The organism is Halobacillus sp. 12SKB (assembly GCF_052941655.1).
Map to the genome: position 1 here is coordinate 3425039 of NZ_JBRFWR010000001.1, position 24265 is coordinate 3449303.

At 44.0% G+C, this 24265-nt stretch carries 21 protein-coding genes; 6 read left to right on the forward strand and 15 right to left on the reverse strand.

Annotation, left to right across the window (positions count from 1 at the left end):
* Window positions 1–389 precede the first annotated feature (389 nt).
* Window positions 390–599 (forward strand): DNA-directed RNA polymerase subunit epsilon, encoded by a 210-nt coding sequence (rpoY, locus tag ACQ4XT_RS17070; RefSeq protein WP_446854700.1) that lies wholly within the window; start codon window positions 390–392, stop codon window positions 597–599.
* A 3-nt stretch (window positions 600–602) separates the two neighbouring features.
* Window positions 603–2273: a ribonuclease J1 gene (gene rnjA, locus ACQ4XT_RS17075; protein ID WP_446854701.1), complete on the forward strand. Its 1671-nt coding sequence runs from the start codon at window positions 603–605 to the stop codon at window positions 2271–2273.
* A 41-nt stretch (window positions 2274–2314) separates the two neighbouring features.
* On the opposite strand, the gene ACQ4XT_RS17080 is transcribed toward rnjA, so the two are convergent.
* The 5 genes from ACQ4XT_RS17080 to ACQ4XT_RS17100 form a co-directional block, all read right to left on the reverse strand.
* A complete protein-coding gene (locus ACQ4XT_RS17080; RefSeq protein WP_446855725.1) occupies window positions 2315–4036 on the reverse strand; it encodes a pyruvate oxidase in 1722 nt (573 codons plus the stop codon).
* A gap of 201 nt (window positions 4037–4237) precedes the next feature.
* The gene (locus ACQ4XT_RS17085; protein WP_446854702.1) at window positions 4238–5620 is read right to left on the reverse strand and encodes a coiled-coil domain-containing protein; all 1383 of its coding nucleotides are present in this window, start codon (window positions 5618–5620) and stop codon (window positions 4238–4240) included.
* A 27-nt stretch (window positions 5621–5647) separates the two neighbouring features.
* The gene (locus ACQ4XT_RS17090; protein WP_446854703.1) at window positions 5648–5896 is read right to left on the reverse strand and encodes a hypothetical protein; all 249 of its coding nucleotides are present in this window, start codon (window positions 5894–5896) and stop codon (window positions 5648–5650) included.
* A 28-nt stretch (window positions 5897–5924) separates the two neighbouring features.
* Window positions 5925–6473, reverse strand: coding sequence for a hypothetical protein (locus tag ACQ4XT_RS17095; RefSeq protein ID WP_446854704.1), 549 nt, complete (start codon window positions 6471–6473; stop codon window positions 5925–5927).
* Window positions 6474–6598: 125 nt separating this feature from the next.
* The gene (locus ACQ4XT_RS17100; protein ID WP_446854705.1) at window positions 6599–7270 is read right to left on the reverse strand and encodes a BMQ_0737 family morphogenetic spore coat protein; all 672 of its coding nucleotides are present in this window, start codon (window positions 7268–7270) and stop codon (window positions 6599–6601) included.
* Window positions 7271–7581: 311 nt separating this feature from the next.
* Between ACQ4XT_RS17100 and ACQ4XT_RS17105 the strand changes: the two genes are divergently transcribed.
* The 3 genes from ACQ4XT_RS17105 to ACQ4XT_RS17115 all read left to right on the forward strand — a co-directional run bounded on the left by ACQ4XT_RS17105 (window position 7582) and on the right by ACQ4XT_RS17115 (window position 9193).
* Window positions 7582–8592 carry a hypothetical protein gene (locus tag ACQ4XT_RS17105; RefSeq protein ID WP_446854706.1) on the forward strand — a complete coding sequence of 337 codons (1011 nt, stop codon included), beginning with the start codon at window positions 7582–7584 and terminating at the stop codon, window positions 8590–8592.
* Between the two features lies 1 nt (window position 8593).
* A complete protein-coding gene (locus tag ACQ4XT_RS17110; protein WP_446854707.1) occupies window positions 8594–8989 on the forward strand; it encodes a M67 family metallopeptidase in 396 nt (131 codons plus the stop codon).
* A gap of 66 nt (window positions 8990–9055) precedes the next feature.
* On the forward strand, window positions 9056–9193 hold the full coding sequence (locus ACQ4XT_RS17115) for a hypothetical protein (protein ID WP_160912917.1): 138 nt from the start codon (window positions 9056–9058) through the stop codon (window positions 9191–9193).
* Window positions 9194–9426: 233 nt separating this feature from the next.
* Here ACQ4XT_RS17115 and ACQ4XT_RS17120 read toward each other — a convergent pair whose 3' ends face one another.
* The 5 genes from ACQ4XT_RS17120 to ACQ4XT_RS17140 all read right to left on the reverse strand — a co-directional run bounded on the left by ACQ4XT_RS17120 (window position 9427) and on the right by ACQ4XT_RS17140 (window position 17534).
* Window positions 9427–10092: a potassium channel family protein gene (locus ACQ4XT_RS17120; RefSeq protein ID WP_226589048.1), complete on the reverse strand. Its 666-nt coding sequence runs from the start codon at window positions 10090–10092 to the stop codon at window positions 9427–9429.
* Between the two features lie 710 nt (window positions 10093–10802).
* Entirely contained in the window at window positions 10803–11816 is a 1014-nt protein-coding gene (locus tag ACQ4XT_RS17125; RefSeq protein ID WP_446854708.1) for a cytochrome d ubiquinol oxidase subunit II, read from the reverse strand.
* On the reverse strand, window positions 11813–13174 hold the full coding sequence (locus ACQ4XT_RS17130) for a cytochrome ubiquinol oxidase subunit I (RefSeq protein ID WP_446854709.1): 1362 nt from the start codon (window positions 13172–13174) through the stop codon (window positions 11813–11815). The genes ACQ4XT_RS17125 and ACQ4XT_RS17130 overlap by 4 nt, the downstream gene beginning before the upstream one ends.
* Window positions 13175–13930: 756 nt before the next feature.
* Entirely contained in the window at window positions 13931–15763 is a 1833-nt protein-coding gene (locus tag ACQ4XT_RS17135; RefSeq protein WP_446854710.1) for an ABC transporter ATP-binding protein, read from the reverse strand.
* A gap of 13 nt (window positions 15764–15776) precedes the next feature.
* Window positions 15777–17534 (reverse strand): ABC transporter ATP-binding protein, encoded by a 1758-nt coding sequence (locus ACQ4XT_RS17140; protein WP_446854711.1) that lies wholly within the window; start codon window positions 17532–17534, stop codon window positions 15777–15779.
* A 463-nt stretch (window positions 17535–17997) separates the two neighbouring features.
* On the opposite strand from ACQ4XT_RS17140, the gene ACQ4XT_RS17145 reads away from it, so the two are divergent.
* The gene (locus ACQ4XT_RS17145; protein WP_446854712.1) at window positions 17998–18837 is read left to right on the forward strand and encodes a mechanosensitive ion channel family protein; all 840 of its coding nucleotides are present in this window, start codon (window positions 17998–18000) and stop codon (window positions 18835–18837) included.
* 28 nt (window positions 18838–18865) lie between these two features.
* On the opposite strand, the gene ACQ4XT_RS17150 is transcribed toward ACQ4XT_RS17145, so the two are convergent.
* The 5 genes from ACQ4XT_RS17150 to cbpB form a co-directional block, all read right to left on the reverse strand.
* Entirely contained in the window at window positions 18866–20158 is a 1293-nt protein-coding gene (locus ACQ4XT_RS17150) for a hemolysin family protein (protein WP_446854713.1), read from the reverse strand.
* Between the two features lie 92 nt (window positions 20159–20250).
* The gene (locus tag ACQ4XT_RS17155) at window positions 20251–21366 is read right to left on the reverse strand and encodes an N-acetyldiaminopimelate deacetylase (RefSeq protein WP_446854714.1); all 1116 of its coding nucleotides are present in this window, start codon (window positions 21364–21366) and stop codon (window positions 20251–20253) included.
* Between the two features lie 72 nt (window positions 21367–21438).
* A complete protein-coding gene (dapD, locus tag ACQ4XT_RS17160) occupies window positions 21439–22158 on the reverse strand; it encodes a 2,3,4,5-tetrahydropyridine-2,6-dicarboxylate N-acetyltransferase (RefSeq protein WP_446854715.1) in 720 nt (239 codons plus the stop codon).
* A 60-nt stretch (window positions 22159–22218) separates the two neighbouring features.
* Window positions 22219–23691: an MDR family MFS transporter gene (locus ACQ4XT_RS17165; protein ID WP_446854716.1), complete on the reverse strand. Its 1473-nt coding sequence runs from the start codon at window positions 23689–23691 to the stop codon at window positions 22219–22221.
* 67 nt (window positions 23692–23758) lie between these two features.
* Window positions 23759–24226 carry a cyclic-di-AMP-binding protein CbpB gene (cbpB, locus tag ACQ4XT_RS17170; protein WP_446855727.1) on the reverse strand — a complete coding sequence of 156 codons (468 nt, stop codon included), beginning with the start codon at window positions 24224–24226 and terminating at the stop codon, window positions 23759–23761.
* Window positions 24227–24265 lie beyond the last annotated feature (39 nt).

Sequence of the window (24265 nt, forward strand, 5' to 3'; positions counted from 1 at the left end):
GCATACCCCACTCTTTGGCTATACTGTAGCATGAGTGGATAGGTTTGAGAAGAAAAACACACGATATATACAAAATCTAATATGTAAATGTTTCATTCTTCCACAAACCGTATTATACTAGAGATAACAGGGATTGGGCGGTTTAACGTTTTTTTGTTTTCTTCTTCAGGATGAAAGGGGATAGATGCCAATGATGAAGCGTCTACGAAGGAAGCTTAGAAAACGTTGGAAAAATTTCATGAAACGAAAAACATACGCGTAAACCATTGTTTTAGGGGTGTACCGAGCACCCGCACATACCATTATCATTCCCATACAGGAAACAAACGTGCTATGATGATGACAGGACAAGAATGTGGAAATTATATCTAGTTAGGAGCGATAGAGTAATGATATTTAAAGTACTTTATCAGGAACTTGCGAGCGAAGTTCCTGTCCGTGAACGTACAGACAGCATGTACGTGGAAGCGGAAACAGAAAGACAAGTTCGTGAAAAATTAAAAAATGAAGGATTCAATATTGAATATATTCAGGTGCTTGATGAGGATCACCTTGAATATGAAAAGCAATCCGAAGATTACAAAGTGGAGAATTTTTAACCGATGAAATTCGTGAAAAATGACCAGACAGCCGTATTCGCCCTTGGCGGACTCGGTGAAATTGGTAAAAACACGTACGGAGTACAATTCCAAGACGAAATCATCCTCATTGACGCTGGTATCAAATTCCCGGAAGACGAGCTGCTCGGTATCGACTATGTTATTCCGGATTATACGTACCTCGTCCAAAATCAAGACAAAATCAAAGGACTATTCATTACGCACGGTCACGAGGACCACATTGGTGGAATCCCTTACCTGCTACGTGAAATCAATATTCCGATTTACGCGGGCAAATTGGCCCTTGGCCTGATCCGTAACAAGTTGGACGAACACGGTCTCTTGCGGAATGCGAAACTGAATCCGATTCAGGAAGACGATGTCATCAAATTCCGTAAAACATCCGTTTCCTTCTTCCGTACGACCCACAGTATTCCTGATTCCTACGGAGTTGTAGTTAAAACGCCACCAGGAAACGTCGTGCACACAGGGGATTTCAAATTCGACTTCACCCCTGTAGGAGAACCGGCTGACCTTGCCAAGATGGCCGAAATCGGTAAAGAAGGCGTGCTTGCCCTATTATCCGATAGTACAAATGCAGAGGTTCCTGGTTTTACAAAATCAGAACGTGTGGTTGGACAGAGCATCGATGACATCTTTTCGCGTATGGATGATGGTCGATTAATCTTTGCTACCTTTGCATCAAACATTCACCGCCTTCAACAAGTGGTGGAATCTGCCGTTAAGAAAGGCCGTAAAGTGGCTGTTTTCGGACGCAGTATGGAATCTTCCATCCGAATCGGTCAGGAACTTGGATATATCCGTGCCCCTAAGGATACATTCATTGATGCCCAGCAGATCAACCGACTTCCAGCAAATGAAGTCGTGATCCTATGTACGGGCTCACAAGGTGAACCAATGGCTGCCCTGTCACGTATCGCCAACGGTACTCACCGTCAAATTCAAATTCAACCAGGCGACACCGTCGTGTTCTCTTCTTCCCCAATCCCTGGAAACACGATCAGTGTCAGCCGTACCATCAATAAACTCTACCGCGCCGGTGCAGATGTCATCCACGGCCCATTGAATGACATTCACACATCCGGTCACGGTAGTCAGGAAGAAATGAAGCTTATGCTTCGTTTGATCCAACCGAAATTCTTTATGCCGATTCACGGGGAATACCGTATGCTGAAAGAGCACACGAAGCTCAGCCATGATTGTGGCGTCGAGCCTGAGAACTGCTTCGTCATGGATAATGGTGACGTCCTTGCTCTCGGGAAAGATGAAGCAAGTGTCGCAGGTAAAATCCCGTCCGGCTCTGTCTATGTAGATGGAAGCGGAATTGGTGACATCGGTAACATCGTCCTTCGCGATCGTAGAATCCTTTCTGAAGAAGGTCTTGTCATCGTAGTCGTAAGCATCAACATGAAAGAATTCAAGATCGCATCAGGTCCTGATATCATCTCCCGCGGATTTGTCTACATGAGAGAATCAGAAGACTTGATCAAAGAAGCACAGAACCTTGTCAGCTCCCATGTTGAAAAAGTGATGGAGCGTCGTACGACTCAATGGTCTGAAATCAAAAATGAAATCACTGATACCATTGCACCGTTCTTGTTTGAAAAGACAAAACGTCGTCCGATGATTCTTCCAATCATCATGGAAGTGTGATCATAAAAATCCCCGCTGGGAATTCCAGCGGGGATTTCTTTTTATGTCAGGCGTTTCAATGCTTTTTTCATGTCTGGTAAGTCGAGATTTCCTGACTCAAAGAACTCTTTAACGATATACTTGGAAAAATTCACAGCTGACTGATAATCAATCTTCCCAGGTAGTGGCGCCTGATCTTCAATAACAACATCAATCAGGACAGGCTTTTCGGAAACGAAGGCCTGCTTCATCTTTGTAGAGAGCTCTTCATAAGATTCAATTCGATAACCTTCTCCTCCGCAAGCTTCCGCAAATTTAGCGAAGTCCACTTCCCCTAAGTTCGTCGCGTAATTGAGATGACCCATCTGCTCTTGTTCGTATTTAATCATTCCGATTTTACTGTTGTTTAGCACAATCATCTTAATGGGCAGCTCATATTTAACGGCGGTTACAAAGTCATGCATGACCATGGAAAATCCACCGTCACCGGAAACTCCGATCACTTGTTTATCCGGATAGGCTTTTTTCGCTGCAAGCGCGCCAGGAAGACCACTTCCCATTGTTGCAAGCCATCCAGATAAAACGAATTTCTGGTTCACAAGGTGGAGAAATCGGGAAAGCCAAACGGTCACGTTCCCAACATCTCCAGAAATAATAGCTCCTGGTTCCATATGTTTTTCAAGTTCATACATCACTTGAGGTGCATGTAATGGGTTTTCCGTAGATCGCTTCTCTTCTTGAAGAGCGATTCTCCAATCATTCATTTTTTCCTGATAATACTCAAGGTACTCTCGCTTTTCGACAGGAGTCGTAAGCTTCGTCAAAGCGGCGAGGGTCTCTTTACTATCCCCAGCCAGTCCGACTTCAATAGGATAATACTTCCCTAGGTTCTCAGGCTTATTGTCGATTTGAATGGCTGCGACATCTCCAGGAAGGAAATCACGGTATGGAAACTGTGTTCCTACTAGAATCAATAGATCCGTCTCCTTCATCGCATGGTAAGCTGGCTTCGTTCCGATTTGACCATGCTGTCCCAGGCAATACGGATGGTTATCCGGGATTACTCCCTTAGCAAGCAGACTTAAAATGATCGGGGCTTTAATGGACTCTGCAAAATCGATCAATTCATTCGGGGCATTTCTCGTTCCCTGCCCTGCCAGAATGATCGGTTTCTCTGCTTTTTCAATCAGCTGTCTTGCTTCGTTCAATTGTTTCTGCGCAGGGAAGATTTCTGGTCGATAATAGTCTCCAGATGTGAGGCGGACCTCATCTTTCTGTTTGGCTGCAAACAAATCATCCGGCACAATCAGAACCGAAACTCCTTTGTGGGCGTATGCCTCTTTAATGGCTTGATCCAGCAAGTCGGGAAGCTGTGCCTCTGTCTCTGCACGGCGATTGAAGACCGCTACATCATCGAACATTCTCTCCAGATTGATCTCCTGGAATGCACCTGTCCCTACCTCTTCACTATGGACTTGTCCCACAATTGCAAGCACTGGCGCACTATCCGCTTTGGCATCATAAAGGCCGTTAAGTAAGTGGACGGCTCCTGGTCCAGCAATCGCTGCGGTCACACCGATTTTTCCTGTCAACTTTGCATAAGCGGCCGCTGAAAGTGCTCCCGTTTCCTCATGACGGACTTGTATGAATTCGATTTCATCCTGCCTTTTTCTCAAATCATCAATCAATTCATTGATGGAGTCGCCCGGCATTCCATATATGTGATCGACACCCCAATTGATGAGTTGTTGTGTCATGACTTCCCCTGTTCGTTTATTGAACATCCAAATCATCCTTTCAAGATCCATAAATTATCTCCTATAACCCTTCTTATTTCCTTTTCCCGCTTTTCTTAAACAAAAAATGGATGAGCAAACCTAATCATCCATGTGCTGCCTATCTGCTCTTATCGTTTCTCATTTTCGATCTATGTACTAATGAATTAAAAAAAGCGCTTCGAATGATCATTCGAAGCGCTTTCTGAACTACTTTTTATTCTCCTTGTCTTCCAGTTCAAGTATTTCATTTCCCAGCTGATCAATTTTCTCCTCCAGAGACTTCATAAACAGAATTTTCGAATCCAGTTCTTCTTCGTATTCAAAAGTCTGACCAAGGATCTTTCTCATTTGCTCATCTAAAAAGGTTATCATATCTTCGGAAGCATCCCCTGTTTCATTTGAGAAAGCATGCAAGTATTTTTGATTGAGTTTTACCAGTTTTTCATTCTCAGCCTTCCATTGATGCAAAGACTGTTCTTTTTGCTCCAGTTCCGAGCGGGCGGCAGACAATTTCTTTTCTAACTGCCCTTTCGTCTGTTCCCATGCTTCCTCTTTCTTCTTCCATTGCTGACATTCCTTTTCATATACATGATTGTTCTTCTCGAACTGCTCTTTTTCTTTTTTAAATTGTTGAAGCAATTGGTCATTTGCTTTTTGCTGACCCATTAATTTGTCTTTCTCCTGCTTCAATTTTTGAATCGAATCTTGTAAAGTCGGCAATTTCTGCTCAAACGCTTTACTCGTGGCACTTCGTTTTTCAAGCTCATTTTTTAAATGTCGAATCGTGGCCTGCTGTTCGGACTTTTCTTCTAAAGAATTCTTTAACCTGCTTGCCTGCGATTCATTTTTAGCAAGGAGTTTATTGATTTTTCTATCCTTATCTTCAAAGGCAGCTTTCAGTTTTGTATACTCTTCTTTCTCTTTCTCCTGTTTATTCATCAATTCAGCATAGGTTTCTTCTGCCTGATGTAAGGATTTTTTGTACGTATCCATTTGTTTGTCTCTTTCCACTTGTTGAGACTCTAACCCCTGGACCTTTCCATTTAATTCTTCTTTTTCTTGAAGGATCATTTCCATGCTTTCTTTCAACGATTGGTTTTCTCCGGATAGATCAGCCAAGCGTGCCGCATGTGCAGATGCTTTTTCTTCATACTCCTGGATGGATTTTTTCCACTCTATTTTTATCTCATCCAGTTCTTTTTCTTTCTTATGGAGCCGAAACTCGACTTGAGTGATCTCTTTTTTAGCTGAGGAAAGGTGTTGGGAGATCTCTGAGAAATTTTTTTGATACCGTTCTGCTTTTTCCCTCCACACAGCCGCTTCCTCTTGTAACGCTTCTTGACGCTTCTGGCTATTGGACAATTGGGATTCTATTCCTTGAATCCTGCGATGGGCTTCCTCTGTGGCTACGCCTTTTTCTTTAATCAGTTCTTCATTCTCCTGCAAGAGTTCAGCATTTTCTTTTTTTAATTTACTTAAAAGAGCATAATGGTAGTTTTCCTGATAATCCTTGACTTTCTCTTTGTATTTGGCGAGTTCTGACTTAAAATGAATGATTTTCTGTTGAAGAACAATTGTGTCTTTTTCCATTTTCATTCCTCCCATCAACAAATCTGCTTACTCCTCCAACAAATCAAGAATGTCCTTGAGCTTTTTTTCTTGTTCTTCCATAAGGGACTCCCATTTTTCATCATCTAAAGGAGCGGAAGCCACAGGTTTATTCCAGGAGTGTCCTTGATGGAACATCATCATTATAAATAGCATATGAATGGTCTCCCCATCCAAAAACATGAAACTCTTGCCTGTATCGCCTTCCTTTACTTCTTCCAGTTTACGAACCATCCATTGTTTTAGATACTTTTTCATTAAAATTTGGAGTTCCAGGTCATCCACCTCAGCCTTCCCCCTCCCTCACATTCATTCCACTAACATGAATTTGATTCAAAGAAGGGATGCCATTTTCAAATCCATCCCCATACGTAAAACCTTTCATGCTCTCTGAATAATTCTCTTGAGGTGACCATTTCATTTGGAAATTATTAAACGATAAGAGGTTGCCAGGTTCTATCTGATTCACTTCTATTGGCTTCAACCAAAACTCTTCTTTATCGGATTTTTCATTCATCCTTTCCCAGGCTCCCGGCATGCGCATTTTCATGGTTGAGTCCTTGTAAACATATTTTCCGGAAAAGCGAAGAATGGAAGCTTCTTTAAGCTTCAGACAGATGTAGGGGTTACGGAAGGGTTTCATTTGATGATTATAAATATGAAAACTTCCAATAAGCATGCTTTCTTGAGCTGGGTCGTGGGAAAAATGAATAGAATATGTAAAATAACAGTACGTGGATGGAGCCTGGTGTTTTTTTAGTGACTGAACCTTAGCTTTAATGGATTGAAGATACTGGTCATTCTTCCTCTTCCATTGTCTGATGTTGTCCTCCACTTTGACCACCTCCTCTAGTCTCCATGACTTCCTATTAATGGGGGACCCGCCGTTTGAGGGTTCACCATTTTTTGCAAAAATAAAAAGAGAGGATTAGATCCTCTCTTTTAATCTATGCTTAATACTTAAGCATCATCACCATTGTCGCCATCAACATTTGGGAACAATACAGGGCATTGTGGTGGAATTGTAGGAGCCGGGCAAGGCGGGATAGGAAGAATATCACGCGGCTGGCAGAACTCTGCTACGATTTCAAGTGTGACATCGTATGTGGACTGAATGCTTTGGCATAGACGTACAGTCACATCAACATCAAGCTCGTCGACTTCTGTTCCGTTTTCTATACCGGAAGCTGTGCAAACGAAACAGCTCAAGTCTGTGTAATCCACATCAATGTCTGTGCCTTCTGGTGCACAAAGAAGGACCTGCTCACAGCGCGTGAATGTAGCGCTTCCAACCTCAACGGTTCCTCCACCTAATTCAGGTGTAAGTTCAACAGAAATGGTCACTTCAAAGTTTTTACGGATGTTGACAAGCTGCAAAGTCAGCAACGTACCATCGACAACAAGTTCCTGATCGACTCGGCCAAGAACCTCGACATCCACAGGCTCCACTTCACATGTTACTGAATCGATGACGATATCATCAAATGTCAACTGACCCCCATCTGGACCGACTGGTAGTTCAAGTCCATCGACACTCAAATCGAAAGTCGCTTCATTGATAATCCAATCATAAACTTTTTCTGTGTTGATACATAGGAGCTCCTGGCCCCCAGTAAGATTTTTTGCTTGCATGGTATGCAAACACCTCCGAATAAGATTTTTCTTTCATTCGTAGCATATGAACGGATGTACCGATGGGTCTAGTGCAAATGCTGATATTTCGTACGTTTTAGCATTTTGTGCGAACACCTATAGTAGATTCATGGACATGGATGGCTGTGACTGTCCTTATAAAAAGAAAAATCTAATATAATCCTTTTTACAAGGCATACAATGATTAGTACACGAATACAATTGCGGAATTTACAAAATAATTGGCACATATGTCACGTATTGGAAACACAAAAATAGTATATTAATGTGCTTGAAAAGGGTGATGAGTGATGGATCAAAAACGTCCGAACAACTCAAAAGAACTAGAATCTAAACTGGAAAAATTGTCGCTTTATAAAGAGATGCTGCAATCACTACAGAAAACCAATGTCATCGATGACTACCTTCTTATCAAACAAGAATCTCATGATTCTAAGAATCAAACAGAAGGAGTTTTAAAGAAAATGGATGAATACCATTACAATGCCGAGCAGAGATCCCAACAACTCGCTGCTCAATTACAATCCGTGAAGGAAACAGTGAACGGATTGCAAAAAGACATCGACTTTATTAAAGATAAAATGGACCGTCTTCAAATCCATGATTTAATGGAGAAAATGAATCGTTTCATGGATAATCAAGGGTCTGCTAAAAAAGCAGAGGAAGTGAACGAGGTTACACGTTTGACTCAGGAAATCCAGCAGTTGAAGCAGCAAATGCAAACCGTTGAGCATCAGAAGGAAAGACCTGTTGCTGAACACCCTGCGAATCAAAAAGGAAAAGTTCAAACCTCCGATTTTCGGAAGCTTCAAAATATGCTTCAATCAAAAAGGATCTCACCACAACGAAATGATTACCATCAGCCAATGAGTCACCACCATCCCTATACGTCCTACCAGCAAAACTACTCTGCCAATACACAGGGTTTCCAAGGCCCCTCATCGTTTCCTAAACCGACGAGAGCCAAAGCTGGAAAATCAAAAACTTACGTCAACCCTCAGTTCGACTTCAACCAGCAGACAACGATAAAGGCAAACTCAAAAAAAAACGATAAAGAAACCGCCCAAGTCGCAATAAACAAAGAAAAGACCACGAAGAAAACGAATATTCAATTTCAATTGATGAAACCAGAATCAGCTCAAATGGCGATGCACCATACGGAAGTACAGAAAACAAAGATGAATAAACAGGAACCCATCAAAGAAAAAAATCAACTGGAGACTAAAGATCAATCACAGCTTCCTTCCAGTGAGAAAAAAGAACGTTCCCTGTTTTCTATTTTCCAACGATGGAACAGCTGACATGAAAATCCCGGAGAATTTATATGCCCAAATGATTCAGCAAGGCTCAGAAGCTCTTCCATTTGAAACGTGTGGTCTAATCACAGGAATGAATCCAACCGTTATTGAGAAGTTATGGCCGTTAGAAAACGAGTGGAAGTCAGTGCACCGCTTTTATGTCAGTAAGAAGGTCGTCGCAGAGACAATAAAGAAAATTACAACGATCAATCACATGGTGCTGGGCGTTTATCACTCTCACCCAACCACAGCACCAGTTCCTTCCTTTTATGATCTTAAGAATCATCCGGATGATGAGGTTAAAATGCTGATTATCTCCTATAAAACCAGCCCTCCAACGATAAAATGTTATTCCATTAAAAATTATACTTATGACGAACACCCTTTTTCCATAGAATAAACATCTGCCCTTCCCATTCAACCTTTTTTGATTATAATAAACTATCAAGGTTAAGGAGAGGTAAACGTGAAAGCCAGAAATGTGAAAAGACAAGTTCAAAACAAGCCTTTTATGAGAGCTTCCAACCAACCAATTGTCATTAACACATCTTCCAGTAAAACCGTTCGTCCACGTGGCGGATGCTGTGGTAAAAAGAGAACCTAATCCACTCGCCTCCGAATGAGAGGAAATGTGCGTTCTTATTTTATGTATCCTAATCCCTGGGAACTCTTTCTCTGCTTATTGGAGTTCGACCATCCCTGGAATAACAAGTTTAAATGAATAATTCAAATTAAATTTTTCTTCATATAAGATAAAAAAGGAAGAAGACGCGAACCGGTAAATTGCGTCTTCTTCCTTTTTTTATCTTATATTCACTTGTGCAGGCTTTTTATGTCCTAATCCTCTAGTACCAAATTCTTTTCAAAACGACTGATATCTTTATCCGCCCCAATGACGATAAGAACATCGCTTTCTTTAATTTCTTCCGTGGCCATCGGGGATACAATCACATCTTTCCCCCGTTTAATCGCAACAACGTTACATCCATACTCGGCACGGATATCAAGGTCTACGAGCGTTTGTCCGCCCATTTTGCTTCCAGCTTTTACCTCGACAACACTGTGATCATCAGAAAGCTCGATATAATCCAGGATGTTGTTTGAGATAATATTGTGAGCGATTCGTTTCCCCATATCTCGTTCCGGGTGAACGACTTGATCTGCTCCAATTTTGTTCAATATTTTTTCGTGGTAATCATTTTGAGCTTTGACCGTAATCATTTTGATGCCCATTTCTTTTAGAATTAATGTTGTCAGCATGCTCGCCTGAATGTTATCACCAATGGCTACGATGACATGATCAATGTTCCGAAACCCGAGCTCTTTCAGCACATTTTCATCTGTAGAATCGGCAATAACAGCGTGTGACGCGATATCCCGGTATTCGTTTACTTTATCTTCATCAAGGTCGAGGGCAAGGACTTCCATTCCCTCTCGGCTCAATTCGCGGCAGATGCTGCCCCCGAATCGGCCCAGACCGATGACAGCGAATTCTTTTTTCATACGTCAACCTCCAACTGTCTCGCAAAATCTAAGCTTATTCTATCACATAAATCCCCACCTCAACATATAGATCCACCATATTCATCAAAGAAAAGATCTTCAACTAAAGCTCCCGTTTGTGGAAGACTCAGTTTCGAGATGCTTTCGGGTTTCGTTTGCCAAAATGGGAATCAGGGGTGGCTGGGAAGCAACTCGCTTTCCTGTGGGGGAGCGCCGAGCTTCCTCGGACTGCGTCCTGCGGGATCTCGCCTATCTCCTTCTCCCACGGGAGTCTCGCAGCTTCCCAACCACCCCATTCGATATGTGTGTGAAACGAACCCCTTTACCAAGTTGGATTGTCTCCTGCTATACCGATTGGAAAAGCATAAAAAGCTCTGTATCAAGCTTTTCAGGGTTCAAGTACCTCGGCATGGGAGCTTTATCCTTATATAACTGACTAGCTGATTATTCGGAAAGTAGTTTCGAGACACTGATATAGCAAAGGGGCGGAGGGGAATGGCGAGACTCCTGCGGGAAAAAAGTGCAGGGTGAGACCCCACAGGACGCAGTCCGAGGAGGCTCACCGCGCTCCCGCGGAAAGCGAGCTATTCCCCGCAGCCCTATCCACTCAACAACAGTCTCGAAACTGAGTCTTACACAATCCTGCCATATTCTTTTATAAAGAGAAAAAGCATAGAATCCTTAGACTCTATGCTTTTCAGGTAACTTTATTATTTTTTTCCTTTTACATAGTCAGCGTCGAATAGGAAGAGTCTCATTAATAGAATGAGTGATGGAATCAATAATAACAGCCCTGCGATAAAGACGATGACCAAAGCGATGGCCATGGATTCGTTGGTCACACCACTCGTAATAGTCACGTAAGGATAGAGCAAGTACGGCAAATGAGAGGCTCCATAACCAAAGAAGGCTATGAAGAATTGAATCATGACAGCGACGAACGCCCAGCCATAATACTTCCCTTGATATACAAGAAAGACAGCAATCATGAAAAAGGCTACGGATATACCGAAGACCCACCATAATTCAATGGCCCTTTGAAAGTGATCCATATTTTGCTGACTAAGTGCGATGAACGTCGTGAGACTGGCAATGATTGTCGGAGAACTCCAGAACAGCGCGTACTTTCTAAGGATTTCAAGTGCAGGCTTATCCCCTGCCCGGTTGGCATAATACGTCAAGAACATGGCGCTGATATAGAGAACACTGACGATGGCAAGGAAAACAACACTCCATGAATACGGACTTGTGAGTAGTTTTCCAAACAGCAGCTGGACCCCGTTATCGGTCTCTTCAATGTACCCACCTTCGGAAATGGTGAGAGCCGTGGAAAGAGACGCCGGGATGAGCAGGCCTGTTGCTCCATATAAAAACATATAGAGGGAGTTATCCTTTGAACCATAGTTTTCAAACGCATAGAAAGATCCTCGGATGGCGAGCAGAACAATCGCTATACTTCCTGGTATAAGCAAGGTTTGTCCGAAGTAGTACGCCATATCCGGGAAAAACCCGACGAGTCCAACGAAAAAGAAGACGAAAAAGACGTTGGTCACTTCCCATACGGGCGATAAATAACGTGAAATCAGCTGATTGATCAAATGATCCTTCTTCGTCATTCGTGCGTAATAAGCGAAAAAACCGGCTCCAAAGTCGACAGAAGCGACGATTAAATACCCATAAAGGAAAAGCCATAGAACCGAAATCCCAATCAATTCATAACTCATACGTCACCCTCCTTGCTTGCAGCGGCTGTCTGAGGATAACGATGTTCCAGTTCCAATTCAGCCGGTTTACCTTTGAAAATTTTCCGTAATGTGATGAGACATCCCATAGCCAGTACAAGGTACACAGCTGCAAATAGAATGAACATCCAGAATACATACGGAGAGGTTGTCGCCCCTTCTGCGACAGTCATGAAACCACGTAAAATCCATGGTTGGCGCCCTACTTCTGCGTAAATCCAGCCAAACTCGATCGCAAACATCGTCAGAGGACCTGTAGCTACAATACCCCATAATAGAAGTGGGTTGTATTCGTTCCACCTTTTAATCTTCCAAAAAATGAGGAATAGGAGCGAAATGCCGAGTGTGTAGAATCCGATGCTGACCATGAGGTCGAACATGTAGTGGATCCATAGAGGCGGCCGTTCCTCTTCGGGTGTTTCATTCAATCCTTCAACCTCTGCATTAAAGTCTCCGTGTGCAAGAAAACTCAACGCGTTCGGAATCCGAATCGCATTCTCTACTTCATTGTTTTCATTTAAGGTACCGAAGACAACAAGGTCCGCACCCTCCTCTGTCTCAAAATGCCACTCCCCTGCCGCCAATTTTTCCGGCTGGTACTCAGCAAGAAATTTAGCAGAAAAGTCGCCGGCAACAGCTGTCAGAATCGCAAATAGAAACGTCATCGTAACCGTAAGCTTCAACGCTTTTTTATGATATAACGATCCCTTTTTTATAAGAATGATAAAAGCTGCAATACCAGCAAGTACAGCCGCGGCTGTTAAATAAGAAGAAGAAATAACGTGAAACACTTTCGTCGGGGTCGCAGGGTTGAACATCGCCGCAAGCGGATCAACCGCTGTAAAGCGCCCGTCCTCCATCTCGAAACCCTGAGGTGTGTTCATAAAAGAGTTGACTGTGGTAATGAAAAACGCAGACAACGTACCACCAATGACCACGGGAATCGATAAGATCCAGTGGTAGATCGGCTTTTTGAAACGGTCCCATGTATATAAATAAATGCCTAGGAATATCGCTTCAAAGAAAAACGCGAACGTTTCCATAAAAAGCGGTAACGCAATGACATTCCCCGCCAACTGCATAAAACTTGGCCAAATCAATGATAACTGCAGCCCAATAGCCGTACCTGTCACAACTCCGACAGCTACAGTGATCGTATAGCCGCGCGTCCAACGTCGGGCAAGCAATGTATAGTGTGGATCTTTTTTCTTAATTCCGATGAGCTCGGCAATCGATACGAGCACAGGAACACCGACTCCAAGCGTCGCGAAAATCGCATGGAAAAGCAGTGTCATAGCCGTTAGTGCCCGGCTCACTTCAACGGTTTCAAAACCAAACATCTTTGTTCCCCCTAACTAAAATCGGTCACTACTACCGTTAGTATAATGCGTGAAAACGGTTCATGGTTAGATGGTTGTTGACGATTTTGTGACATCCTTCACAAAGTGTCCATTTTATGAAAATGTTACCCGATCTCTTTGTTGTTGTCGAACGTTATGCCTGTATCTCTTCTTCCCTATTGCTCAATCTAATTAACTTAAGAATGCACACCGCTTCTTCCATTAAAGCTCCCTATTCTTGAAGACTAAGTTTCGAGACTTTTGTTGAGTGGATGGGGGCTGCGGGGAATGACTCGCTTTCCGCGGGAGCGCGGTGAGCCTCCTCGGACTGCGTCCTGCGGGGTCTCACCCTGCACTTTTTTCCCGCAGGAGTCTCGCCATTCCCCTCCGCCCACTTTTCGTAAGACATTCTCGAAACTACCTTCAAGTAATAAAAGCTTTTGTAGTTAAGAATCCTATACCGACGCAGATTAAGCAGGATTTCACTACACAACTAGGCACGTTACTATAAGAGGGATTTCGAGAACCTCATTTGGTAAAGGGGCGGAGGGAAACGGTGAGACTCCTGTGGGAAGTGCGTGGTAGATGAGACCCCACAGAGCGTTAGCTCGAGGAGGCTCATCACTCGCCCACGGAAAGCGAACCTTTTCCCGGAGCCCCTAAACTCCAACAAAAATCTCGAAATCAAGTCTTACACCATCCTGCCATATATTTGAACAAAAAAAGACACCGGATGACCGGTGTCTTTTTGAAAAATCATATAGCATCGAGCATTTGGAACTGGGCTTTAACAAGGTCGTAGTACTCGCCTTCCTGGTCCATCAATTCATCATGCGAACCTTGCTCGAGGATGCGGCCGTTTTCCAGAACGAAAATATTGTCCGCTTCCCGTATGGTCGACAAGCGGTGCGCAATCATGATCGCTGTCCGTCCTTTAAGCAGTTTACGGAGCGCCTGTTGGATTTTCAGTTCTGTTTCAGTGTCGATACTGGCGGTCGCTTCATCTAAAATTAGAATTCTAGGATTGGCAAGAAGCGCGCGGGCGAAGGACAGGAGCTGTCGCTCACCGGCGGAAAGGATATTTCCGCGTTCTTCTACTTCTGTTTCATATCCATTGTTCAAACGCTGGATAAAGTCATCGGCTCCGACGACTTTCGCGGCTTCCATGACTTCTTGATCGGAAGCATCGGGACGTCCGAAACGGATGTTTTCCATGATCGTCCCTGAGAAAATGAAGGTATCCTGGAGGACGACACTGATCTGCTGACGCACACTATCAATCGTGGCATCTTTCAAGTCTACCCCATCAATTTTGACAGCTCCCTTAGTCGGATCATAAAAGCGGCTGATCAAGTTCGCAATCGTCGATTTACCAGAACCGGTATGACCGACAAGAGCCACGGTTTCGCCTTGCTTCATTTCAAGGTTGATGTCGTGTAGAGCGATGCGTTTAGAATCATACGCGAATTGAACATGATCAAATTCAATGTGGCCACGCATATCTTTCAGTTCAATCGCATCTTTCTTCTCTTCGACGTTCGGTTCCTCATCCAGAAATTCAAAGATTCTTTCAGAGGCGGCCATCGCCATCAGAAGCTGGTTATACATCTGTCCCAAACGGGAGATCGGCTCCCAGAACATGCCAAGGAAGAAAGCGAACATGACAAAGTCGCCTACTTCGATACTGGACTGTAAGATTAAATGAGCTCCATAAGCGATAAGTATGACCGTTCCGACCGCATTACTCATTTCAACAAATGGGCGGAACATGGCACTTTTCTTTGAAGCTGTATTCCAGGATTGGAAGTTATCCGTATTCACTCCATTGAAGTACTCTGTATTTTCTTTTTCCTGAGAAAAAGATTGAGTAATGCGAATCCCCTGGAGGCTTTCATTCAAGTGAGAATTCAATTTAGACTGCTGAATCCGGACATTCTGCCAGGAGCGGCGGATGTTACGGCGCAGCTTTGTTGAGATGTAGAACATGAGCGGCAGGATGACAAGAATCGCCAGGGCCAGTTTTGGACTGAAAACTAAAAGAATGACGACAATTCCTGTCAACATGACGACATCCATCAGCAGGTTGATGATTCCATTCGTGAACAATTCCTGCAGGGAGTTGATGTCATTCATGATCCGGACAAGGATCGAACCTGCGGACCTCGAGTCGAAAAACTTATGAGAAAGTCTTTGGACGTGGGAAAACAAATGCTGCCTCAAGTCATAAATCACATTCTGACCGAGGATGTTCACATATTTAATCCTAAGTGCATTACCGATATAACTAAGTAAATACATGATAGCAATGCCAACCACGAGTTGAATCAATAGATTGGTGTCCCCTTCAGCAATCGCAATATCGATCGCTACTTGACCAATTAACACGGGAACAACCAGCCTCACAATAGTGGAAATGAGCATCGCAATGATGGCAACGGGCAACAATGTTTTAGCATAGGGCTTCAAGTACGTAAGCAGCCGCCACATTTGCGCCCAGTTGAACGGCTTTTCAATCGCCTGGTCCTGCGTATATTTAAATCGATTCAAATGGGTGCTCGTTTCTGGTTCATGCTTTGGTTTGCGAGCCATGGTCTCCCTCCTTTTATGAAATGTTAGATGTCTTTAAAATTTTCTCTTTATCCTGATATTGAATATCGTAAATCCGTTGATATGGTCCACCATTGGTAAGAAGTTCCTCATGAACCCCTCGTTCTTTGACGGATCCATCTTCAAGAACGATGATTTCATCGGCGTGTTTTAATGAAGAAATACGGTGGGCGATGATGAAGGTTGTGCGTCCTTTCATCACTTCCTGAAGCGCTTTTTGAATGTTGAATTCTGTTTCCATGTCCACAGCAGAAGTCGCATCATCCAACACGAGGATCGCCGGGTCAATAAGGATCGCACGAGCTATCGCTATCCGCTGTTTTTGACCACCGGAGAGTCCCATGCCACGTTCACCTAAGAGGGTGTCATACCCGTCCGGCATATCCATGATGAACTCATGAGCCTGTGCCCTCTTAGCCGCGTCGATGACATCATTCAGTGTCGCATCCGGATTTCCATAAGCAATGTTTTCTTTAATCGTCGTAGAGAAAAGAAACGACTCTTGTAAAACAAAGCCGATGTTTTTGCGCAGACTTTTCAATCCATAATCTTGCACCGGACGACCATCGACGAGGACTTCCCCTTTTTCCGGTTCGTAAAAACGGGTGATCAATTGGGTGATACTCGTTTTCCCTGATCCCGTTGCTCCGATCAGTCCGATCGTTTTTCCAGGAGGAGCATCAAAGCTGATATCTTTCAATGCGGAATCGTCATCTTCGACGTAAGTGAGTGTGACATCCTTGAACGTCACGTGTCCTTGCAAACGGTCCTGGTGAATGGCATCATCTTTTTCAGAGATTTCTTCGGGTGCTTCTAAAATCTCTAACAACCGCTCCCCGGAAGCTTTCGCCTGGGAGAAAAGGTTGATGACGAAACCTAAGTTCATCAATGGCCCGAGAATGTACCAGACCAAACTGAAAAAGGCGACCAGTTCGCCGAGCTGCATCATGTTATTCATAACCATATATCCACCGTAGGCAAGCAAGGCTACAACCGATACGTTGCCGATGAACTCCATCAAAGGAAAATAACGCGCCCATATGTTGGATGTGGTAATGAACTTGGATCGATAATCTTCACTTCTGTTGGAAAAACGTCCAATCTCAAAATTTTCTCTTGAAAGAGATTTAACGGTATTCATCCCGCTGATATTTTCTTGCACCCTTGTATTCAGCTTCCCGAACGACTTACGGATCTTTCGGAATGCCGGGTGTACTTTGCGGTCAAACCGGTACACCACAAGTGCAAGAAACGGCATTGCAGCCATTGTCACAAGGGCCAGAGGGACGGAGAAGTAGAACATGACGCTCAAACTGATGACGATCAATAGGAAGATCCGGATCAGTTCTGAGAATCCAAAGGAAAGAAAAAAACGGAACCCTTCGACATCTGCGGTCAGTCTTGACATCAAATCGCCAGTTTTCGCATTGTCATAATAGCGGAAAGGAAGCCGCTGCAACTTTTTATACAACTCGTCACGAAGGGTATAAACGGAGCGTATGCCGAAGAAGTCCCCTAAATACTGATGAAAATATGTAGCGAACCCTTTGATGATCATGAGTGCGATAAATGCAATACATATATATGGAATGAGACGATACTCTTCAGCGAGAACAACATCATCGATGGTGATCTTCAATACGATTGGATAAACCACTGTGATGATGGTTACGAAGAATAATGAAAACAGAGACCAAAAGAAAAATTTTCGATATGGCCAATAAAATGCCTTTAGTTTTTTAAACGTATCCAAAGGTTTTCCTCCTTCTTATTTTTTAACGTAATATTAAATATATCGGGTTACGAAATAAATATCTACCCATTTGCAATAATTTTTAAAATTTTCTATCTAGAGGATGATTTTCCCTCATACAAAAGTTGTAGACGAGCCTTTCGTTTCATGTAGTGCCGGATCGTATAAGGTTTGATTTTAGGATAACGCTAGGCGTGCCAAGGTTGAGTTTCGGGAATGGTTGGTGAGATGAGCCATCTCCCCACCTCTATGTAGATCAATCACATGAGCAGATTTTCCCTTTACCGCTCTTCCATTATGAGTGATATTCTTCATTCTTATGCCGATTGTTCCTCTTCATGCCATCCCCTCTTTTGATTGGTAACAAAAGAAAATCCGTGTCTTTCTATGTAAAATGTTGAATTCTCCTGTCAGATTCCGCTATTCTAATAGAGGAGACTGGAAGTTGGAAAGGAGTTTATTGATGAATTTATTTGAAGAAGGATTAAATTTTAATTTTGATGTCCTCGTGGAGTGGCTGATCACAGGAGGACTGAAAATCGCTGTCATCCTCATCGCTTTTGCGATTATTAAACCTCTAGGTACGAAGGCGATTGAAGCAGCGATCAATCGTATGAGCCAGCAGCGTAATATTGCAGAAGGAAGAAATAAAACGTTGCAGAAGATTTCTGTGAATATGTTTTCATACACGTTGCTTTTTATCCTGATTATGATGCTGCTCAGTGCAGTGAACATTGAAATTGGTCCATTGCTTGCTGGTGCCGGAATTCTTGGTTTAGCAATCGGATTCGGTGCACAGGGACTTGTTTCTGATATCGTTACCGGATTTTTCTTATTGATCGAGCGTCAGATTGAAGTAGATGACTACGTCACTGCTGGTGGATATGACGGTGTCGTAGAAGAAGTCGGTATTCGTACGACAAAGATCCGCAGCTTTGATGGAACATTGAACTTTGTTCCAAACCGTAACATCGTCGGCGTCGCTAACCACTCCCGTGGCAACATGCGCGCGCTTGTGGACATCGGCATTGGTTATGATGAGAACATCGATGAGGCGCTTGCAGTGCTGCAAAAGGTCGCGGACCAATTTGCAGAGGATGAGCGCTTTGTTGAAGGACCGAACGTGCTCGGTGTCCAGAGCCTCGGTTCTTCTGATGTGGTCATTCGCATCCTCGGTAAAACCGAAAACATGGAACAATGGGCAGTTGAACGTGATATGAGAAAAGCAATGAAAGAAGCCCTGGATGCTGCGGATATCGAAATCCCATTCCCGCATCAAGTGTATATTCAAAAAGAATCTTAAAAAAATAACCCGACCTGATGAGGTCGGGTTATTTTGATTCTTCTTTCCACATTTCCACTTTCTTAATTTGTCCTTTGACGAGGTCTACGATTTTAAATCGGTATCCCTCCCCTTCGACTACTGTTCCTTCTTTTGCTTCAAAATCCTTCGTATAGATCCAACCTGAGATGGTATCAATATCGATGTGATCCAATTGGATATCAAAGTAATCATTGATGTCCTGAATCGCCGTTTTGCCTTCAATCAAAAAGTGGCCATTTTTCAGCCGTTTGATATCACGTTCTTCTTCTGCATCAAATTCATCACGGATTTCCCCGACGATTTCCTCAAGAATATCTTCCACGGTCACAATGCCTGAGGTTCCACCGTATTCATCGATAAGAACAGCCATGTGCGTATGATCTTTTTGCATCTTAACGAGGAGGTCGTGGATGGGAATATTCTCAAACACTTTCATGACCGGTCGCAAAAATGGTCGGAGCGTACTTTGATTTTCTGCATCATCATAGAGCAGTTCTTTCATATGGATGATGCCGATAATTTCGTCTTTACTGCTTCCGATCACCGGATACCGGGTATAACGGTTATGTTTCACTTCTCTTACCGCGTTCGTCACAGACTGCCTTACATCAAGGACAGCCATCTCCGTGCGGGGAATCATGATCTCTTTCGCCGTACGGTTATCAAATTCAAAGATTCGATCGACATACGTATATTCGGAACGGTTGATTTCCCCTTTTTGATAGCTTTTCGTTAAAATATGTCTCAGCTCTTCTTCAGAGTGCACTTCATCCGATTCACGAGCGGTCTGGAAACCGAGCATGCGCACAAAAATATTGGCAGATCCATTCAACAGCCAAATGAGTGGATACATCAATTTGCTGTATAACATAAGGGGTCTGGCTAAAAGCAGGGTGATACTTTCTGCCTTCTGGATCGCCATCGTTTTCGGAGCGAGCTCACCGAGGACGACGTGTAAAAAGGTGATGACAAAAAAGGCGATGACAAATGAAAGCGTGTGGGTAAGGCCTTCGGGTAGAGCAATTTGATCAAACAAAGGTCTCAACAAAACTTCAAGCGTGGGTTCTCCTAACCAACCGAGCCCAAGGGCGGTGATCGTAATACCTAATTGGCAGGCACTAAGATAATAATCAAGATCACTAACGACACGGATGGCATTCTCGGCTTTTTTATGCCCTTCCGCTGCCTTAGCTTCCAGTCTTGTTTTTCTTACCTTTACAATGGCAAATTCACTCGCTACAAAGAAAGCAGTGAGGAGAATCAATATTGCCACTGCTGTCAATTTAATCGTTATTTCCATCAGGGCCACTCCTTATAAAAAAGAAGGAGGAAACCTCCTCCTTCTCTCATCTATCCTCTATTGTTAACTGGAATGACCAACCTATGCGCACTTTACAATTCTCGAAGTGTTTTTTCAACAATATGAACGCCTACACTTAGTGCCTCTTCTTTAGGTTTTAACGTGGATTGATGAAGGCCGGAATCAGAATCGACACCAAGCCAGAACATGAACCCTGGAATCTCTTTTAACATGTAGCCGAAATCTTCACCTGTCATTGCCATCTTCGCTTCCTTGTATTGATACTCTGTCTCTTGCACAAGGTTCTCAAAACGTTGCACTTGTTCGGCATCGTTGAACACCTGATGATAGTTGGACCCGTAATCGATGTGAATGTCGCAGTCATTGGCGATTTCAAAACCGCGGGCTACCTTCTCGACCTCCGCTTTGACTTTTTCCATAGCTTCTGGAGACAACGTACGGATGGTGCCTTCTAAGCGAGCAGCCTGGGCGATAATATTCTGTACTGTCCCTGCTTCAATTCTTCCAATGGTAATGACCGCACTGTCCAATGGATCGACTCTGCGGGCGACGATTTGCTGCAAATGCGAAACGAAGGCACTTGCCGTGACGACCATATCATGTGTCAAATGAGGAAAAGCGGCGTGTCCTCCTATGCCCTTAAAATCAATAAAAAGTTCGCTCGTGTTGGCAAACAATAACCCGGACTTCGAGGAAACGGAGCCGACCGGAAGTTCTGGTGCCACGTGCAAACCGAAAATCACATCCGGCCGGTATTTTTCCATTGCTTCCGATTGAAGCATCGGTTCTGCTCCACCCGGCCCTTCCTCTGCGGGTTGGAACAGGAAAACGACATCATCTTCGGCTGGATTCTGAGCGAGTTGCGTCAAAGCTCCAAGGGCGATGGTCATATGAAAGTCATGACCACAGGCATGCATACGTCCTTCATGGGTGGACCGAAACTCATACCCCGTCTCTTCCGTTAGTGGAAGTCCGTCGATATCCGCCCGGTAACCGATCGTTTTACTCCCGAGGCTCCCTTTGACACGAACAAAAATACCCGTTCGCCACGTTTCTACTGTCAAAGCCTCTTGAGGAAGTTTGTTTATATAATCCAACAAATACTGCTGTGTTTTGTACTCCTTAAAACCAAGTTCAGGAATCTGATGCAGCTCTCTTCTGATTTGACTCAACCATTCTTGTTCCAAAAAGGTCCCTCCCTATACGAAAGGCCCTGCTCCAGGAGCAAGGCCCTTCCTTCTATATCATCAGATCGAAAATTAGTTATCCAGTTTACGAAGGGCCTGCATGATTTCCGTCTTGGACTTCGTCTGATCGTCAATTTCTTTGATCACTTTCGCAGGTGTGCCGGCAACAAGGGTGTTGGCCGGTACATCTTCTGTGACGATCGCTCCGGCAGCAACAACCGCCCCTTCGCCGACCGTTACCCCTTCAAGAACGACAGCGTTCGCACCAATGACGACACCATCTTCAATGACAACCGGTTTCGCAGAAGGAGGTTCGATGACGCCTGCAAGGACAGCACCTGCTCCGATGTGGCAGTTCTTTCCGACCGTTGCACGTCCGCCAAGAACAACATTCATGTCGATCATCGTGCCTTCACCGACGACAGAGCCGATGTTGATCATAGCCCCGAGCATGATGACCGCTCCGTTTCCGATTTCCACCTGGTCACGGATGACAGCACCTGGCTCGATACGTGCATTGACTTTTTTCAAGTCAAGCAAAGGAATCGCAGAGTTGCGGCGGTCGTTTTCAAGCACGTAGTCCTCAATTTCGTTTTCATATTTTTCTAGAATCGGCTGGATGACTTTCCATTCTCCGAAAATCACGCCGGAGTTACCTGTGATGAAATCTTGAACCTGCTCACCAAATTCGATATTTTCTAAATTTTCACCTTTCAAATAAACTTTGACCGGTGTTGATTTTTCACTATTTGAAATGAATGAAATGATTTCATTTGCGTCCATCTGTTTCATGAGTAGTTCCTCCTTTATGTATCTTTCATCCTTTACTTTATCAAAGGGAGCCTGTCTTTTTCAATCTTCTTTTTTTGGAATTCTGAGAATTAGTAGAAAACTAATGACAGCAAGTAAGAGTAATCCCATATAGACGAAGTGTAACCCTGATGTCAATCCATCCTGCAAAACGAGGAGAGCTTCCTGACTCAACTGCTCTCTCGTTTCCTCTCTAAGCAGGGAATTGGCAGAATCGACACTGAATGAGGCCGGAAGACTTGATCTCTCTATCGCTTTCGCCACCTGACTGTTCAAGATCCCTCCGAGTAGTGCTGCACCAACGGCACTCCCAATCGTACGCATGAACATATTGGTCGCTGTCGCAATCCCTCTTTTTTGCCAATCGACACTGTTTTGAATCGAGACGATAAAGGAGGTTGACGAAAGCCCCATCCCGATTCCGATGAACAAGGATCCCATCGCGGCAAACCAAGGGCCTTTTTCAGGACTGAGCATGGAAAATATAACCGCTCCGATGATGAGCGAAATTCCCCCAAGGATGGCGGTTGGCCGAAAACCGATTTTCAAAATCAGCCGTCCCGCAACGGTTGCTGCAATCGGCCACCCGATTGACATCGTCGTCAACGTAAAGCCAGCAACGGTAGCGGACTGCTCCATCACCCCCTGCACGAAAGCCGGTAAATAGCTGCTCACCCCGATGAGAATCATTCCGGTCGTAAGTGAAGTAAGGTTGGCATATCGGATGGAACGAATGTGCCATAAATCCATCGGCATCATAGGATCATCCGTTTTTCTCTCATGAAAGAAAAAGGCCAGTGCACCGACGAGAGCCACGACAATCATGGAAAACATCGTCCAGGACATCCAATCAATCCCTACTCCGCCTTCCACTAGGATAATCATCAGCGTGCTGACTGTGATGACGACCCACATGGAGCCAGCTACGTCTACACTTCTCTTTTCTTTGGAAACTTCTTCTTTAAAGAAAAAGAGGATGCCGAAAAGAGCAAGCAGGCCGAGAGGGATATTCATCCAGAATACATACGGCCAGGAGAGGAGATCGACAAAGAACCCTCCGAGTGCCGGCCCCGTAACCGCAGAGATGCCCCAGACACTCGATAAGTACCCCTGGATCTTCGCGCGCTCTTCTTTTGTATAAATATCACCAACAATCGTTGTCGCAATCGGCATCAAGGCTCCTGCCCCCAGCCCCTGAACGAGTCTCGCCCCAATCAAAACATTCATGGAAGGAGCTAGGGCGCAAAGAACGGCTCCCAATAAAAAGAGGCTGATTCCGAGCATGAAGATCGGTTTCCGACCGAAGACATCTGCTAATCTTCCGAAAAGCAGGACAGTCGCTGCATTTGTCAGGAGATAGGCGGAAAACACCCAGCTGTATAAGCTGAACCCCCCGAGATCCGCTACGATGCTCGGCATCGCTGTCGAGACGATCGTCGCTTCAATCGCTGCGAGGAACATGGCGAGCATGATCGATGCAAGCACAAGTCCCCGTTTTTGTTTGTCATTCTTCATATGTACGTTCACCTTCAATACAAAAATAGATGACATCTCAGATGCCATCTATTCTATCATAATCATTTTATTTGCTTGCTTCTACCATTGTATGTTTAAACGTTTCATGATAATGCTTGCTGAATTGTTTAAGGATTGTCCGACGAGTCACTATTCCGTCGAATTCTCCCTCTTCATTCGTCACACAGACAAAAGGATAATCAATAAGCTTGTGCATCGCATCAATCATATTGTCACCAAGCTGTAGACAAGGGACTTCATCATCCATCACTTCACTCACTGTCATTTCAGACAGTCGGTTTAATTCAAATTGTTCAATTCCCAACGTTTCTTCCAAAATCTTCGTTTTGCTGATGACTCCTTGAAATTTAAAGGTAGGATCCAGTACAGGTACCGCAGAATAACCAGACTTCACTAAAACCAAAAGCGCATGCTCAAGCGGGTTACCAATTTGTACGTGGGCTACTTTCTCAGATGGGATCATGAGTTCTGAAACGAGTGGGATCCTCAATGCTTCTTTTTCTAAACTTACCATGTTCTTGTTCACTCCTCTTTTTCTTGAACATTGAAGGAG